Source organism: Acidobacterium sp. FHG110202_01, from assembly GCF_059115305.1.
Genome location: NZ_JBZYWJ010000004.1, coordinates 259,236 through 274,577, shown reverse-complemented (window position 1 = coordinate 274,577; position 15,342 = coordinate 259,236). Strand labels below are relative to the sequence as shown.

Sequence of the window (15,342 nt, the reverse complement as noted above, 5' to 3'; positions counted from 1 at the left end):
ATTTTGAATTGGCGTTTTAGATTGCTTCCCATCGTCTTTTGTTTTTTGTTGTTGACAGCCGGAGCCCAGGCTCCGCAGAACGCTCCTTCCTTGCCAGCGCCGCATGCCGGGCTGGGACTTCCGCCGAGGCAGACGCTGAACTACAGCGTGGACTGGCGCGTCTTTCCCGCCGGCGTAGTCAGCTTTCATCAGGAAGCCGAAGGCGATACGCAGCGCATTACGGTGACGGGCGATTCGACCGGGGCCGTCAATCTGATCTTCAAGGTCAGCGATCATTTTCAGTCTTCTTTCAACCGGCGTACCGGATGTTCATCCGGCTTCAGCAAGCAGTTGCAGGAAGGGCGTCGCCAGATCACCAGTACGCTCAATTTTGACTATGGGCAGAGCAAGGCGATTCTCGATGAGAAGAATCTCGTCTCCAAAATTGCGAAGCACCAGGAAGCGCCAATTCCTTCCTGCGTGACGGACCTGCTCTCCGCGATTTTCTACACGGCATCACAGCCTCTGCAGACCGGGCAGAGCTTTCAAGTTCCCGTGTACGACGCCATGCGAACCATTCCTGTGACGATGAAGGTTGAGGGCAAGGAACAGGTGCGCACGCCCTCCGGCACTTACCAGACCGTTCGCGTGCAGCCTACGGCTGATGCGGGCGTGGTGAAGAACCGCGGCAACATCTGGATCTGGTATACGGACGACGAGCGGCACATACCGGTGCAGATGCGCGCGAGGCTCTTCTGGGGCACGCTGACGTTCCAACTTACGAGTATCGAGCAGAAATAATTACTGGATTCGGTAACGCTCGCGCATCAGGCGCTGCAGGCGCGGCTTGTAGATGAGGTTCCAGGCGAGCTCCTTGTCCGGAAACATGGCAAGCGCGGCGCGGCGCGTGTCGGCCACCATCTCCGCTGCTTCGTCCACGGTAAGCGTGGCGTCCTGGCTGATGACGGACATGACCATGTTCATCATGATCTGCAGGCGGCGGATTTTCCGCTGCTCTTCCTTGAGTTCTTCCGGAGTCTGCCGGTGGGAATTGTTGAGGTGCGCGTGTTGAAGCTCGGGGATGTTTTCGGCTTCACCTGGGCCCATTGTGTGTCCTCCAAATCAGGTGGTTGGGCTTGCTTTTCGACATGCTACAACGGTAACGATGCGGCGAAAATGAAAAAAGATTCCCGGCGTGCCTGAGTCGGCACCTAGTGAGATTCCGTCTCATCCCAAGTTGCTGTTGTAATGTGCTTTCCATCCAGGTAAAAAGTGGATGCGCCGAGCAGATCGGTGCGATAAGTCAGCGCGCGCGCGCCTTCAAGTTTTTCCAGCGTTTCAAATTTTGGATGGCCGTAGTAGTTGCGGCGCCCTACCGAGATGACGGCATAGGCAGGCGAGACGGCCTGGAGGAATGCAGGCGTGGTGGATGTCTTGCTGCCGTGATGCCCAACCTTCAGCAGGTCTGAATGGAGATTTCCTTCGGCCACCATGCGCGCTTCACTCAGCGCTTCGGCATCGCCTTCAAGAAGCGCTGAGGTATTGCCGTAGCTGATGCGCAACACGAGCGAGTCGTCATTGCTGGGTGCGGACTTTGGCGTGTAGTCCGGCGCAGGGGAGAGCACTCGCACATCAGCGCTGCCGAAAGAGAAGGCATCGCCAGCTGTGTGCTGCCGTATCTGTATCCCGAGCGTGGCGGCTTCCTGCAGGATCCGGTCGTAGGCGAGCGAATCCGGATTGTGGCCGATCCATAGCTCGTGCGGGCGGAAATTTTCGAGTATCGCGGGCATGCCTCCGATGTGGTCGGCATGCGCATGAGTGATGGTGACGGCATCGAGCCTGCGAATTCCGCGCGACCAGAGTGCCTGTGACACGACGTCTTCGCCGATATCGAATTTTGAACCCGGAGAAGCGCTGGCAATGCCGCCTGCGTCGATAAGCAGAGTCTTTCCATCGGGCGAAGTGACCAGCAGGCAATCGCCCTGGCCTACATCGATGGTGGTGATTTCGAGCCGTCCAGGAAGCTGTGATGTTTTATGTGAGTCGATGACGATTGTGGCAGCTGTGACCAGAGACAACAGTGCTATTGAAATCGCAAGCTTCTTTTGGCGAACGATCCAGATAGCGAAGGCAATGCAGGCGAGCCATCCAGCGGCTGCGATCAGCGGCGGTGTGGGAATGCGCAGATCGCCAGCGGTGGAGTGTGCGAATCCTTGAACTGGAATCAGGACGGTGTGCAGAATTGCAGCGGTCAGAGAAGCAGGGATGAAGGCGACTGCAGGCGCAAGGACGACGCATAGCAAAGTGAGGATCGCGGAGGGGAGAAGAATGCCGAGTAGAGGAACGATCAGCAGATTTACGGGGAGCCCAACCGCGGTGATGCGGTGGAAGTAGAGCGCCATGGGCAATGACATGACCAACTCGATGATGATCGAGACGAGCAGTAGTTCGAGTGCGCGTAGAAAGATCTTTACGGCAACAGGAACCATGTTCGCAACGTAGCGTCCGGCGAGAAGACGTGTATGTTCGACGATCAGGCGCAGGCTCACTCGGAACTGTGCAATTCGCGGTGGCAATGCCGGGTCAATCGACAGCAGCCAGAGATTTCGCAGAGCTGAGAGATATGGGGCGAAACTCTTCTCCGCAATGGGCACTGCGATTCCTGCGGTGGCGAGAACTGTAAGCAGCGTCATCTGGAAACCGGCTTCGAAGAGCGCGTGCGGATTCACAACCAGAAGTCCAAGTGCAGCGAAGCCGATTGCATTCAGGGCGCTGCGTTCGCGCCACAACAGGCGCCCAAGCAGAAAGAGGGTGATCATCCAGAAGGAGCGCTGGACAGGCTGGCCGTATCCAGTGAAGAGCGCATAGGCAAATGCAACTGCGATGGTGACGAGCGTGGAAGCGATACGGGGAATTTGTAATGCTCTCGCAATGAAGAAGACGAGTCCGGCGAAGATAGCCAGGTGCATTCCGGAGACGACGAGCAGGTGGAATGAGCCTGTGCGTTCGAATCCTGTGCGCACGCCGCGCGAGAGGTAGCTGCGGTCTCCGGTCAGCATGGCGGTGAGCATGGTTGCGTCTTCGCGGTCGAGCCGGAAGAAGCTGTGTAGATTGTTTTCGGCGAAGGCAATCAGGCGCGTGCTTGCCTGCTGTTGTAATGAGTGCAGCTTGCAGGTCCATGAAGCATGCTGTGGTTTGCTGATGATGGAGAGTATGTCTGCTTTCGTGCTGCCCAGCACGCCGATGCCCTGACCAAGCAGATATGTGCGCTCATCCCATACGCCGGGGTCGAGATAGCGGTCGGGAAGATGCATGGCTACGGCAACGCGGACGGTATCACCGCAATCGATCTGAGGGAATGCAATATCGAGCGGCGCATAGAGAGCGAGCGACAAACCACCGCCGAGCGGCTGCATTGCGCCATCATCTGCGCTTGCTGAAGTAACGCGCAGCTGGAGTTGCTGGCTCTGTTCTTCGCGCGTCTTGTTAGAAAAGGGCAGCGTCGATTCGACCTTCCGCACTGCGTTGAGACGGACGACTTCTCCTTCGATCGTCCGCGTCGTGCCATCTGCAAGAAAAGTGAGCTGCGTTTGCGGATCGGGTGTTGGCGCAGCTTCCGCACAGAAACCTCCGAGTAGAAAGAACACCGATGCAATTGATAGTAAGGAGAAGCGTGAAAGCAGGCAGATGGCTGCGCACAGCAAAGTTGCTATGAGAATCAAGGCAGGAGAAATCCAGAGCAGACGGGATGCGGCGATTCCGCAGGCGAAGCAGACTGCGGCAAACAATAACGGCAGGTGGGAAAAACGAAGCGGCTCAGTGTCGAGAGAAATCCGAGGCATAGATTGCTGCCTCAGTCCGCACTTCAATCAAGCGACAGTACTGTGACGCTTTCGAGGTGGAATGTCTGCGGAAACAGGTCCACCATATGCATGTTTCTGAGGCGATAGCCGGATTCTACCAATGCCTTCAGGTCGCGCGAGAGCGTTGCCGGGTCGCAGGAGACATAAACCAGCGTTTTCGCTCTTACTTTGGTAAGCAGCGACGTGACATCCTTGCCTAGTCCGGCGCGCGGCGGGTCTACGACGATGAGATCGGGCGGCGGACTTTTTCGCTGCGTCTGCTGTTTCAGAAATGCCAGCGTGCTGCTGGTGATGGTCTTGTGTTTGCCATTGCCGAGATTTTCGCGTAGGCCGTCTGAAGAAGAAGGCGCAGCTTCGACCGCTATGACCTGATCGAAGTGCTCTGCGAGGACCGTTGAGAACAGGCCCACGCCTGCATATAAATCCCACACCACTTTGCCCGAGCGACCTTCGCAGACTAGATCGACCAGTTTGTCGATCAGGAAGTGGTTGACCTGAAAGAATGCTCCGAGACTGACGCGGTACTTGCGATTTTCTGCCTGATATGTGAGAGATTGTGCGCCCCAGGCTGCGAGCTTCCGGCCCTGATGTTTTTCATCTTCGGCGGAAAAGATGGCAGCTCCGGTAAGTTCCGGAAGATTTTGCTTCAGCTCTTCGCTGAATGCTTTCAGCGTTTGTGCGCAATCCCGTGCGTGATTTCTTGCCCATAACGAAAGCAACAATGCATCCTGAGCCTGATTGGTGAAGAACTCGATCTCGGCAAATTTTTCTGCGAGTTCGAAACTGTTTCCGATGCGATTTACAGTTTCGATTGCCTGATCGAGAAGTGGAGCGGCAATCGGGCATTGACTGACCGGAAGATTCTGATGCGAGGCGCGTTTCTTATAGCTCAGCGCAAACGGCTCGCGGTTGATGTGCAGGCGGACGCGGTTCCGGTAAGCGAGCGGCGAGGCGTATACGGGAACAATCTCGGGCAGGTCTATGAGCCGTGCACGTTCGAGAGCTTCTTTCAGGATGTTGCGCTTCAGCTCTATTTGTTGTGGATAGGCCGCGTGCTGGTAGTGGCATCCGCCGCACTCGCCGAAGTAAGTACAGGGCGGCATTGTGCGTTCTGGAGCGGGTTCGAGTATTGCATCGAGTTCGGCGTTGGCGAAGCTTTGCTTGTCTTCGGTGATATGCGCTTCGATAAGCTCATCGGGAAGCGTGAAGGGAACAAATATGGCCTTGCCCTCGGCTCGCGCGAGGCCTGCTCCGCCGTAGATGCACTTTTCAATCCGCAGCTTCATGACTGGCTCATATAGAAGAGGCTCAGGCGCGGCAGCTTGTATTTTTCGAGCAGACGCTTGTGCAGAAACTGCTGCTCGATCTGGCGAATCTGCACGGCCTGCATGCGCCTCTTGTATGGAGTGAGCTCGCGCGCGGCCTGCTCGCGGATGGCAGTGAGGTCGGATTCAGAAGTAGTCGTAAGGAGCGTGGCGAATAATTTTTCTTCAATGGTGGTGAGGGTGCGCTCCAGTTCTTCAAGGTTTGGCTGTTCTGTGCGGACGGCTGTGGCAAGTTCGAGCAGGCGCTGCGCGACGTCTTCATGCTGCGCATTGCGGAATTCATTCGCGCATGACTCAAGATGTACTGCGATGCGCTCGGCTTCGAAACCAGGCGCCGGTTCGCTGCGATTCTCCGCGGGCGCTGCGCCGACGGACGCTTCTTTCATTTCTTCGACTGCAGCCATTACTTCCTGTGTGCAATAGGCTAGTCCATTCACGCGGCGGGCACGTGCGCGGGTTTTGCGCACCTCGTATTTCTCGAAGGCTGCATCGATGCCGCGCAGCACGGCTTCCAGAGGCACCCCGGCTTCGCGCCAGGTTTCGATCAGGGCCCAGTCGAGCGTCGAGAGCAGGAGCAGCGATCCGCGCCGTCGCTGGAAGTGTTCTTCGATTTCCGTAAAGTAGTTGAAATAGTTTTCCAAAATTAATTTCGCGTCTTTTGCGGCTCCGGCGCATGCGCGTGGCTCTTTGCGGTGCGGTTGCGGTCATAGATAATGCGCAGGCCATCGAGCGTGAGCATGTCGTTGACTTCTGAAATGTACTTCGATTCGTTGGCGATGAGGTGCGCAAGACCGCCTGTCGCTATGCATTTGGTCTCTTCGCCGAGCTTTTCAATCATGCGTTCGAGAATGTAATCGACGGTGCCGATGTGTCCGTAGAAGAGGCCGATCTGCAGGTTGTCGACAGTATTCGTGCCGATGATTTTTGCCGGCCGTTTGATCTCAACGCGCGGAAGACGGGCGGCGCGCGCGAACAATGCTTCGGCTGAGATGTTCAGGCCGGGGGCAATGGCGCCGCCGAGAAATTCTCCTTTGCGCGAGACCACATCGAAATTCGTCGCTGTGCCGAAGTCGACGACAATGGTCGGGCCGCCGTATTTCTGAAATGCGCCGACACAGTTGGCGACGCGGTCGGCGCCTACTTCGCTGGGATTGTCGGTCAGGATGGGCAGGCCGGTCTTCACTCCCGGTTCGATGAACAGCGGCTTCTGATGGAAGTAGCGCTCGCAGAACTGACGCAGAATCCAGTCCACCGGAGGCACGACGGAAGCGATGACGATGGCCTTGATCGAGGATGTTTCTACGCTCTCGCCCTGCAGAAGGCTGCGGACCAGGATGCCGTATTCGTCCGCGGTCTGTATATGCCGTGTGCTGATGCGCCACGTTGCGCGCAGGCTGTCTGTCAGCCCGTCCGGCTTCAGCGTGTAGAGCGCGATGACGGTGTTGGTGTTGTTTACATTCAGAACGAGGAGCATGGTGATTCTATTTTCTCAGCTTTATCAGGCTTCACGGACTCCACCGGAAAATACGGTGCGCAGGCCATCCGGCGTTCGCACCTGCAGAAAGCCGCGCGCATCAAGCCCTTCGGTGACTCCGGAAAAACCTTCGCCTTCTTCCACGCGCACGCGCTTGCCGCGCACCCAGCTTGAAGCTTTTTCGAGACGCCTGAGTATTGCCGGGCCGGCCTCGCGCGACAATTCAAAGACTTCGCGATGGAGTGATTGTAACAAGGCGATGAGCAGGTCCTGGCGGGGCCACGAGCGGCCTGTCTCGATGTGGAGGGACGTTGCGATCTTATTCAGCTCGGGCGGGAACTGTTCCTGATGCACATTGATTCCGATACCGACGACGACGTGGCGGATGCGCGTGACTTCAGCGTTGAGCTCGGTGAGGATGCCGCAGAATTTCTTTCGCCCCAGCAAAAGATCGTTGGGCCAGCGCAGGTCGCATTCGAGTGATGTAACGTGACGGACTGCGTCACGCACGGCCAATCCTGCTGCCAGTGAGAGCCACAGAATGTCAGCCGGAGGAATCTGCGGGCGTAGCAGCACGCTGACATAGAGCCCTGAGCCCGGAGGCGACGACCACTGGTGCGCGCCTCGTCCGCGCCCTGTTGTCTGTTCATCGGCGAAATAGACTGAGCCTTCAGGAGCGCCGGCCTCACCTTGTTGCATCGCGTGCGTGTTGGTGGAGTGGATGCTGGGGAAGAACTGGAGCCTGCCTGCGAATGGAGTTCCGGCGAGGGCGTGGTCGAGTTCGGGGATGTTGAATGGGTCATTCATAGGGGTCAACTCAGCGTCCTGCGAAAACTGCAGGTCCTTCGACTACGCACTTCGTGCTTCGCTCAGGATGACAAACTGACTTTTATCGCTCAGGATGACAAAGCTAATTTCTTATCGCTCAAGATGACAGCATAGATAGATCAATAAATCTCGGCGGTGATTCTCATGCTCAGGTCGACGGCGGTTGCGGAATGCGTGAGCGCGCCGACGGAGATGTAGTCCACACCGGCCAGAGCATATTTACGGATGTTTTCGATGGTGATGCCGCCTGAAGCTTCGAGGGGAATCGTGAGACCGCGTCCACGCACGATGCCGACTGCTTTCTTGATTTCAGCGGGCGTCATGTTGTCGAGCAGCAGTGATTCGGCGCCGTTGTCGAGCGCTTTTTCAAGCTCGTCAAAGGTGCGCACTTCAATATCGATGGTCTGCCCGGGCTTGCGCAGCTCATGCGCGCGCTGCAATACCTTTTCAATGCCGCCGCCGAGCGAGATGTGGTTGTTCTTGATGAGGATTCCGTCGGAGAGGTCGAGGCGGTGGTTTTCGCCTCCGCCGCAGCGTACTGCATACTTGTCGAGGATGCGCAGGCCGGGGACGGTCTTGCGCGTGTCGAGGATGCGCGCGCTGGTTCCGGCGATGGCGTCGACATACTGGCGCGTCACGGTGGAGATGCCGCTCATGCGCTGCATCAGGTTCAGGATGACGCGCTCGCAGGCAAGAATGACGCTGGCGTTGTGGCGGATGACGGCCACGGCATGGCCCTTGGTGACGCGGACGCCGTCGAAGATCTCCGGGTGATGCACGACTTCGTAACGGCCACGGTTACGTTTATCGAGCCGCGCGAAGACTTCAAGAAAGCGCGGAATGCAGCCGAGGCCGGAGATGACGCAGTCCTGCTTGGCGATGATGGTGGCCGAGGCGCGGAGCGCGGGGTCGATAGTGACGGCAGTGGTCACGTCACTGGTGGCCTTGTCTTCGACCAGCGCCTGCTCCAGGATGGCCTCAATCCTCCTGCTTTTCCAGTCCATTCTTTCCTCTATGCCAGATCGGCTAATGCTTTGCGTGTTTTTTCGATGAGCACAACAAGTTCAGCCGCGCGTTTTCGCAAACCCTCGACAACCTGAGCCGGGGCTTTGCTCAGAAATGCTTCGTTGCCAAGCTGCCTTTCAGCATTGGCCTGCTCCTTCTCGAATTTCGCCAGGTCTTTTGTAAGACGTTCGCGTTCGGCAGCTACATCGATCTTGCGCTCGTAGATCACCTGGACGTCAAAATGCGGTGTCGAGCGGATGCCTGTGCCTTCCAGCGAAGTGGGCACAAACTCCAGTGTTTCTGTACGCGCCAGCTTCTGCACAATCGCGTTATTTTGCCCGAACACCTTTTCAAGGCCGTTGTCTGTGCGGATACGCACTGGTACTGGTGTTTTTTCCTCTACGCCAAGATCCTTGCGGCTGGCGCGGATCGAAACAATCAGTTCCTGAAGAGCGGTCATGTCTGCTTCAACGACCGCATTCTGCGGTGCGTTGGGCTGCGGGAAGCATGACAGAGCAATCGACTTCGTTGGAGCCTTGCCATCGTAGACTGCGTGCCACAGCTCTTCCGTAAGGAAGGGCATGAAGGGCGAGAGCAGGCGCAGCGCGGCTTCAAAGGTGCTGAGCAGCGTCGTCAGCGCAGCGGTGGTGGCTGCCTTGTTTGCGCCTTCGCTGAAATCGAGGCGCAGCTTTACGATCTCCAGATACCAGTCGCAGAAGTCGCCCCAGAAGAACTGATAGACGAGGTTGGCTGCTTCGTGGAAGCGGTACTCGCCGAGCGCTTTATTGACTTCAACCGCAGTCGAGTTCAGGCGCGAGACGATCCAGCGCGCTTCGATGGGCGCGTTCGCACCAGGGACGGGCGTGCTTGTGAGAGACTGCGGATCGACCACGATGCCGGCCTCTGCCGCACGGTCCACATTCATGAAGATGAAGCGGGCGGCGTTCCATATCTTGTTGGCGAAGGCGCGGTAGCCTTCGGTGCGGCTTTCGCTGAAGGCGATGTCGGTTCCGGGCGAGGCCATCGCCGCCAGCGTGAACCGGACAGCATCCGTTCCGTACTTGCCGACGATCTCTATGGGGTCGATGACGTTGCCTTTGGTCTTCGACATCTTCTGGCGGTCGGCATCGCGCACCAGGGCGTGGATGTAGACCTCGCGGAAGGGCACTGCGTCTTTGAGCGTGCGCTCGGAGCCGTCGGGCATGGGCACGTCGAGCATGAAGTGACAGCCCAGCATGATCATGCGCGCCACCCAGAAGAAGAGAATGTCGAAGCCGGTGACGAGCAGCTGTGTCGGATAGAAGACGTCGAGGTCGTGCGTAGGACGCGGCCATCCGAAGACGGAGCAGGGAAGCAGTCCAGAAGAAAACCAGGTGTCGAGCACGTCGGTTTCCTGGTTCAATTCTGCGCTGCCGCAATGTGTACACTTTGCCGGGGTCTCGCGCGCCACTGTGATTTGCTTGCAGGTGAGGCAGTGCCATGCTGGAATGCGATGCCCCCACCAGAGCTGGCGCGAGATGCACCAGTCGTGGATATTGCGCATCCACTCGAAGTAGGTTTTGGCGTATTGCTCGGGCGTGAACCTGATGTAGCCCTGTTCGACAGCGGCGATGGCCTTGTCAGCAAGCGGCTGAATCTTGATGAACCACTGCGTGGAAAGGCGCGGCTCGATCACCGTCTTGCTGCGGTCGCATTTCCCGATCGCATTGACGTGGTCTTTCACCGCGCCGAGCAGTCCCTGCGCTTCGAGGTCGGCGAGAATCTTCTGGCGCGCCTCGTAGCGGTCGAGGCCCGCATATGGGCCGCCTTCGGAATTGATGCGCGCAGTGTCGTCCATCACGTTGATGGAAGGCAGCCCGTGGCGCTGGCCGAGCTCGAAATCGTTGAGGTCATGCGCGGGAGTGACCTTGACCGCGCCGGTGCCGAACTCGGGGCTCACCCACGTGTCGGTAACGATGGGGATTTCGCGGTTCATGAGCGGCAGGCGCAGGCGCTTGCCGTGCAGATGCTTGTAGCGCTCATCGTCCGGATGAACAGCCACGGCTACGTCGCCCAGCATGGTCTCGGGGCGCGTGGTGGCGATAGTAAGAAACTGCCCCGGCTCCTCAATGACGGGATATTTTATTTCCCATAGCTTGCCCTGCTGTTCTTCATGGATTACTTCAAGGTCGCTGATAGCCGTCTGGCATCCCGGACACCAGTTGACGATGTACGCTCCGCGATAGATGAGGCCCTGCTCGTAGAGGCGCACGAAGGCTTCGCGCACGGCGACGGAGAGGTTGTCGTCCATGGTGAAGTATTCGCGCGACCAGTCGACGCTCGCGCCGAGGCGCTTCATCTGGTCGAGAATCGCGCCGCCGTAATGCCGCCGCCATTGCCATACGCGCTCGACGAAGGCTTCGCGGCCCAGCTCCTGGCGCGTCTTGTTTTCTGAGGCAAGCTGGCGCTCCACCATCATCTGCGTGGCGATGCCGGCGTGGTCGGTGCCGGGGAGCCAGAGTGTCAGGTCGCCGGACATGCGGCGCCAGCGGGTGAGGATATCCATCTCCGTCTGGTTGAGCATGTGGCCCATGTGGAGGCGTCCGGTAACGTTGGGCGGAGGCAGAAGAATCGTAAACGGCGACGCAGCGGGAGCGTCTTTTGGCGTAGACACATCAAACAGGCGCTCGCGCACCCAGTACTCGGCCCAGCGATCTTCAATCGCAGTGGGATCATAGGCTTTCGGCAGATCGTGGGACATTTTTACTTGAAGACCAACCTTTCACGATAGCACAGCAAAACCGTGCGATTTTGCTGCGCGGTTCGACTTCCGGAGCGCAAAATACGAAGGCCGCCTGAAGAGGCGGCCTTCGCTGACTGATCTGATTCCGGTTTAGAACGGATTCAGTTTTCCGAGGCCCTTCTTCTTTTTCTTTCCGCTGGTCGATTCCTTGCTGCTGTTGACCGGGACGTCCTTGGCTTTCTTGCCCTTAGTGCCGGTCTGGACCTGTGCCTTGGATTGCTCGCCGGGCTTGATGTCGTTGACCTGCTCCGGTGCAACACCCGGCTTGTCGACCGGCGGGAGAGGTTGATTGCTGTTGGCCGGGCCAACCGGCTTCAGGCCGAAGTCAGAGCCCGCAGGCGCCGCGGCGGGAGCTGCTCCGCCACCGGCAGGAGTTCCAGCTTCATTGCCGCCGTTACCTGCTGCCGGAGCAGCAGTGTTCGTCGATCCAGCGTTCGAATTGCCGCTCGGGTTGATGACCTCAACACTGGTGGAATTGCCACCGCTGTTTCCGCTGGGAACGGCTTCCATTTCCACGGCTGTTCCATTCGATCCGCCGCCAGCTGGCTGCGCTTCGCCGGACGAAGCCGCGGCCGTTGCCGTAGGAGCGGAGCCGCCATAGGTCGGGCCGGGAGGTATGGGCTGGCCTTTTCCAGCGGCAGTGAACATGGCAACAGTGTTGTCATGCACCTGCTTTGCTGTGGTCTGCGCGGGATCAGTCATACTGGGCTCGCCCACGCGGGCTGCGCGGACGGTCGACGGACCCTGTTTCACCAGCAGCAGGGCGCGGTCCTTCAGCTTGACGGTGGTGCGGCTACCCTCTTCCGCCTCGCTTTCAGCCATCTGCGCCTGGGTGGGTTCCGGAACCGGGCGGCCCATGGCGATCAGGCGGTCCTTGGCGTCTTCCACGTGGGGCGCCATGGCGTAATGCGTCACCACGCGGCCATAGGCATCGGCTGCGCGATCGTTATAGGCCCTGACCAATTCTTCCTTGGCCCTGGGCGGGAGATTGAGCCTCTCGGCCATCTGTGCCTGTGTAACGTAGGCGTCGCCCAGAGTGATGAGTGTCTGATCGCTCTTGCTGAAAAGCGGATAGCTGTCGGCTACGGTCTGCAGGCGGGCGGTGGAGGCGGTCCAATTTTCGCGAGCGGCGTAGAACTCGCCGATCTCGAACTGGCGCTGGGCCAGAACTTCCTGAGTATCGCGCAGGCGCTGCTTGGCGCGCGGAACCAGCTGCGAATCGGGGAACTGCTGCAGCATGGTGCGGTATTCGGTTTCGGCGTGCAGTGCGTTCTGCGGATCGCGGTCCGGCTTTTCCATCTGCTGGAAGTAGATGTCGCCAACCTTCATCTGCGCTTCGGCGGCTTCAGGAGAGTTGGGGAAGAAGGTGATGAAGTCCTTGTACTCCTGCTCGGCCTGGGTCAGCGCCGCCGATCCGCCTTCCTTGTACCAGGTGTCGCCCACGGCGAGCTTGGCGCGCATGGCGTATTCCGTATCAGGATAGGTGTTGAGCAGCGTCTGCAGATCGAGGCGGGCCACGTCGTACTTGCCCTTGTTCAGTGCCTTCATGGCCTTGTCGAAGAGCTCCTTATCCGGCTGCTTTGAATTCACGTTGGCCAGAGGATTCTTCTTCAGGTCGGACTGTTTCTGTTTTTTCTTTCCCAGGGCGTGCGCGGCAGGCGCCAGCGCCATGCACAGGCAAACGGCCGAGATTTGGGTGGCAAAACGATTCATAACACCTCAACTCATTGACAGATACTTGCGATGCGCCCGGCGCTTCTGTCAGGCAACCGGACCCACACTCTCAATCTCTGCTGCTTTGCGCGCGGCTTCGAGCAATGAGCGCGCATCCTGCTCGGCCTTTCCGGCGCCGAAGACGGCGTTGCCGGCCACGAGCAGCTCTCCTCCAGCTTCGACGACGGCAGCAATCGTATCGTGAGCTACGCCGCCATCTACTTCAATCCTATAACTCAGGCCCAGCTCCTGGCGAAGGTCGTGCAGCTGGCGCATCTTTACCAGCGAATAGGGAATGAACTTCTGTCCGCCGAAACCGGGGTTCACGCTCATTACCAGAACATGGTGCACCATGCCCAGGATGGGACGCAGAACGGAAACCTCCGTTGCCGGATTGATGACCACCGCCGGCTGCATTCCATGCTGCGCAATCAGCTCGAGCGTGCGGTGCAGATGGCGGCAGGCTTCATAATGCACGCTCACCCAGTCCGCGCCCGCATCGGCGAAGGCGGGAATAAATTCGTCCGGATTTTCAATCATCAGGTGGCAGTCCAGCGGAAGACTGGTAGCCTTGCGCAACGATTTCACAACCGGAGGCCCGAGAGTGATGTTGGGGACAAAATGCCCATCCATCACGTCGACATGGATGACAGTGCCGCCGCCGCGCTCCGCAGCCGCAACCTCGTCCGCGAGACGGGCAAAATCCGCCGAAAGTATGGAGGGGGCAAGTTCAACCACGACACCGCCAGTGTATCAAGTTTAGTGCAGATGCAGTTAAGTTCTCGACTTCCAATATTCATTGAGTTGACCGGATGTGCCGCCAACAGGATCGGAGTTCGGAAACGCCAGTGCTGCCATGCGCTTCTGTGCTTCTTCCGACGGAGCACTGCGGCAGATGTCCCAGCTCTGATCGGGCGGATATGCGCCGACGACCAGGAAGTCAGAACTGGCCTCAAGCTTGCAGTGTCCGGTGCCTGTAGGCAGGACGGCCACATCGCCGGCGTTCACAATTACTTCATGGCCGTTCTCGCCGCCAAGCATCAGGCGGGCGTGTCCTCCGGCAAAGCCGAGGACTTCGTGCGCCGTCGAGTGATAGTGATGGAAGTCATATACGCCGTTGCGCCACTGCGGAGGCCATCCGTTGCGCAGAAAAAGCTGCTCAAAGTGCGCGGCGGGATCTGCGCCGGCTACAGGCACGGTTTTGCGATAGAGCAGGACGGGCAGGCGCTCATTGTTAGGCATCCAGCCGTTGCGGGAGAGGCGAAGTATCTCCGGCTCAGGCACGCCGGCGGGTGCGGCCCAGCCCGAACTGGCAGAGGTCAATCCTAAACCGGCGAGAATAGCGTTGAAGCGGCGGCGATCCATGCGAGTCATAAATTTGCTCTCTTTATAAGAGATGCCACAGAAAATCCGATCGTCACTCGCAAATGGAAATCATGCTACGCGGATCTTTGACTCCCGGTCTTTGTTCCCAACGCGCTCCTGGAAGATTGAACTCGCGAGTGACGCGGTTGCGGCATATTCAGGATCATCTGGGCAAATTCACGGGCTGCTAATGTCTGGCCACTCTCGCCCCAGACCAATGTGAAATCGACCTTTGGCAATGAAGGCAAGCCGTATTGGCCATCGACCACTTTTATGCCCGGCTCGAGGTCCTCGAGTGTCAGCACCGTGATGCCAAGACCGGCCAGCACTGCTGCGCGGAGTCCCTGATAGCTCGGCGAAGTGAATACGACGTGCCATTCGACGGAAGTTCCGGCAAGCGCCGCAAGACCTACCTGCCGATTGACGCACTGCGCGGGAGCAAGCGCAAGAGGCAGCGAGCCGCGTGGAGCCTCAAATGTTTCTGCTGCGACCCATACGAACTGCGTCTGCCGCAAAACCAGCTCACCCTGTTTGTCAGACATGGACAGCACTACGGCGAGATCGAGCTCGTCGGCCTCAATCATGGTACGCAGATCCAGATAGGTAGTGACGCTTACGTCAAGACGTACAGATGGAAATGCGCGGGCAAACTGGCACAGAAGCGGTGGGAGCCGGTCACCCATAAAGCTCTCCGGCACTCCAAAACGCACAACACCTGAGACAGGCGAGGGCTGAAAGCGCTGCGTTAACGCGTCGAGCGAAGATAGAATCTGCTCGGCGTGGCGGAGGAACTCTTCGCCATCTTCAGTCAAAGTGAGATGCCGTGTAGTACGATGCAGCAGCTGCCGGCCGACTTGTTCTTCAAGGCGCCGAATCTGATGACTGATGGCTGACTGAGTGAGATTCAGCCGCTGCCCGGCACGAGTAAATCCGCCGGTTTCCTTGACGGCAACGAAGGCGCGCAGAAGTCCCGGATCAAAATCCATAGTCACCCTAATAGATGAATGC

The 15,342-nt window shown here is 58.5% G+C and carries 13 protein-coding genes; 1 reads left to right on the top strand and 12 read right to left on the bottom strand.

The genetic code is table 11. The features are described from left to right. Window positions 1-3 precede the first annotated feature (3 nt). Window positions 4-780 carry a DUF3108 domain-containing protein gene (locus tag AC5S16_RS10185; RefSeq protein WP_493929950.1) on the top strand — a complete coding sequence of 259 codons (777 nt, stop codon included), beginning with the start codon at window positions 4-6 and terminating at the stop codon, window positions 778-780. Here AC5S16_RS10185 and AC5S16_RS10180 read toward each other — a convergent pair whose 3' ends face one another. The 12 genes from AC5S16_RS10180 to AC5S16_RS10125 all read right to left on the bottom strand — a co-directional run bounded on the left by AC5S16_RS10180 (window position 781) and on the right by AC5S16_RS10125 (window position 15,320). Continuing rightward, the gene (locus tag AC5S16_RS10180) at window positions 781-1,086 is read right to left on the bottom strand and encodes a hypothetical protein (RefSeq protein ID WP_493929949.1); all 306 of its coding nucleotides are present in this window, start codon (window positions 1,084-1,086) and stop codon (window positions 781-783) included. Window positions 1,087-1,190: 104 nt separating this feature from the next. Then, window positions 1,191-3,821 (bottom strand): ComEC/Rec2 family competence protein, encoded by a 2,631-nt coding sequence (locus AC5S16_RS10175; RefSeq protein ID WP_493929948.1) that lies wholly within the window; start codon window positions 3,819-3,821, stop codon window positions 1,191-1,193. 23 nt (window positions 3,822-3,844) lie between these two features. Then, window positions 3,845-5,128: a 23S rRNA (uracil(1939)-C(5))-methyltransferase RlmD gene (gene rlmD / locus AC5S16_RS10170; protein WP_493929947.1), complete on the bottom strand. Its 1,284-nt coding sequence runs from the start codon at window positions 5,126-5,128 to the stop codon at window positions 3,845-3,847. Beyond that, entirely contained in the window at window positions 5,125-5,808 is a 684-nt protein-coding gene (locus AC5S16_RS10165) for a hypothetical protein (protein ID WP_493929946.1), read from the bottom strand. The genes rlmD and AC5S16_RS10165 overlap by 4 nt, the downstream gene beginning before the upstream one ends. 2 nt (window positions 5,809-5,810) lie before the next feature. After that, window positions 5,811-6,641, bottom strand: coding sequence for a type III pantothenate kinase (locus AC5S16_RS10160; RefSeq protein WP_493929945.1), 831 nt, complete (start codon window positions 6,639-6,641; stop codon window positions 5,811-5,813). A gap of 24 nt (window positions 6,642-6,665) precedes the next feature. Next, on the bottom strand, window positions 6,666-7,448 hold the full coding sequence (locus AC5S16_RS10155) for a biotin--[acetyl-CoA-carboxylase] ligase (RefSeq protein ID WP_493929944.1): 783 nt from the start codon (window positions 7,446-7,448) through the stop codon (window positions 6,666-6,668). A gap of 140 nt (window positions 7,449-7,588) precedes the next feature. Beyond that, the gene (gene nadC, locus AC5S16_RS10150) at window positions 7,589-8,473 is read right to left on the bottom strand and encodes a carboxylating nicotinate-nucleotide diphosphorylase (protein ID WP_493929943.1); all 885 of its coding nucleotides are present in this window, start codon (window positions 8,471-8,473) and stop codon (window positions 7,589-7,591) included. Window positions 8,474-8,481: 8 nt separating this feature from the next. Continuing rightward, window positions 8,482-11,214 carry a valine--tRNA ligase gene (locus AC5S16_RS10145; protein WP_493929942.1) on the bottom strand — a complete coding sequence of 911 codons (2,733 nt, stop codon included), beginning with the start codon at window positions 11,212-11,214 and terminating at the stop codon, window positions 8,482-8,484. 132 nt (window positions 11,215-11,346) lie between these two features. Continuing rightward, window positions 11,347-12,969 (bottom strand): outer membrane protein assembly factor BamD, encoded by a 1,623-nt coding sequence (gene bamD, locus AC5S16_RS10140; RefSeq protein ID WP_493929941.1) that lies wholly within the window; start codon window positions 12,967-12,969, stop codon window positions 11,347-11,349. A 48-nt stretch (window positions 12,970-13,017) separates the two neighbouring features. Beyond that, window positions 13,018-13,707 (bottom strand): ribulose-phosphate 3-epimerase, encoded by a 690-nt coding sequence (gene rpe, locus AC5S16_RS10135; RefSeq protein ID WP_493929940.1) that lies wholly within the window; start codon window positions 13,705-13,707, stop codon window positions 13,018-13,020. 36 nt (window positions 13,708-13,743) lie between these two features. Next, on the bottom strand, window positions 13,744-14,343 hold the full coding sequence (locus AC5S16_RS10130) for a cupin (RefSeq protein ID WP_493929939.1): 600 nt from the start codon (window positions 14,341-14,343) through the stop codon (window positions 13,744-13,746). 65 nt (window positions 14,344-14,408) lie between these two features. Then, window positions 14,409-15,320, bottom strand: coding sequence for a LysR family transcriptional regulator (locus AC5S16_RS10125; RefSeq protein ID WP_493929938.1), 912 nt, complete (start codon window positions 15,318-15,320; stop codon window positions 14,409-14,411). Between the last annotated feature and the right edge of the window lie 22 nt (window positions 15,321-15,342).

Excerpts from the sequence above, each read along its gene's own strand:
- AC5S16_RS10155 (WP_493929944.1), bottom strand. The coding sequence starts at position 7,448 with ATGAATGACCCATTCAACATCCCCGAACTCGACCACGCCCTCGCCGGA.
- bamD (WP_493929941.1), bottom strand. The coding sequence starts at position 12,969 with ATGAATCGTTTTGCCACCCAAATCTCGGCCGTTTGCCTGTGCATGGCG.
- AC5S16_RS10175 (WP_493929948.1), bottom strand. The coding sequence starts at position 3,821 with ATGCCTCGGATTTCTCTCGACACTGAGCCGCTTCGTTTTTCCCACCTG.
- rlmD (WP_493929947.1), bottom strand. The coding sequence starts at position 5,128 with ATGAAGCTGCGGATTGAAAAGTGCATCTACGGCGGAGCAGGCCTCGCG.
- AC5S16_RS10160 (WP_493929945.1), bottom strand. The coding sequence starts at position 6,641 with ATGCTCCTCGTTCTGAATGTAAACAACACCAACACCGTCATCGCGCTC.
- nadC (WP_493929943.1), bottom strand. The coding sequence starts at position 8,473 with ATGGACTGGAAAAGCAGGAGGATTGAGGCCATCCTGGAGCAGGCGCTG.
- AC5S16_RS10145 (WP_493929942.1), bottom strand. The coding sequence starts at position 11,214 with ATGTCCCACGATCTGCCGAAAGCCTATGATCCCACTGCGATTGAAGAT.
- AC5S16_RS10130 (WP_493929939.1), bottom strand. The coding sequence starts at position 14,343 with ATGACTCGCATGGATCGCCGCCGCTTCAACGCTATTCTCGCCGGTTTA.
- AC5S16_RS10180 (WP_493929949.1), bottom strand. The coding sequence starts at position 1,086 with ATGGGCCCAGGTGAAGCCGAAAACATCCCCGAGCTTCAACACGCGCAC.
- AC5S16_RS10125 (WP_493929938.1), bottom strand. The coding sequence starts at position 15,320 with ATGGATTTTGATCCGGGACTTCTGCGCGCCTTCGTTGCCGTCAAGGAA.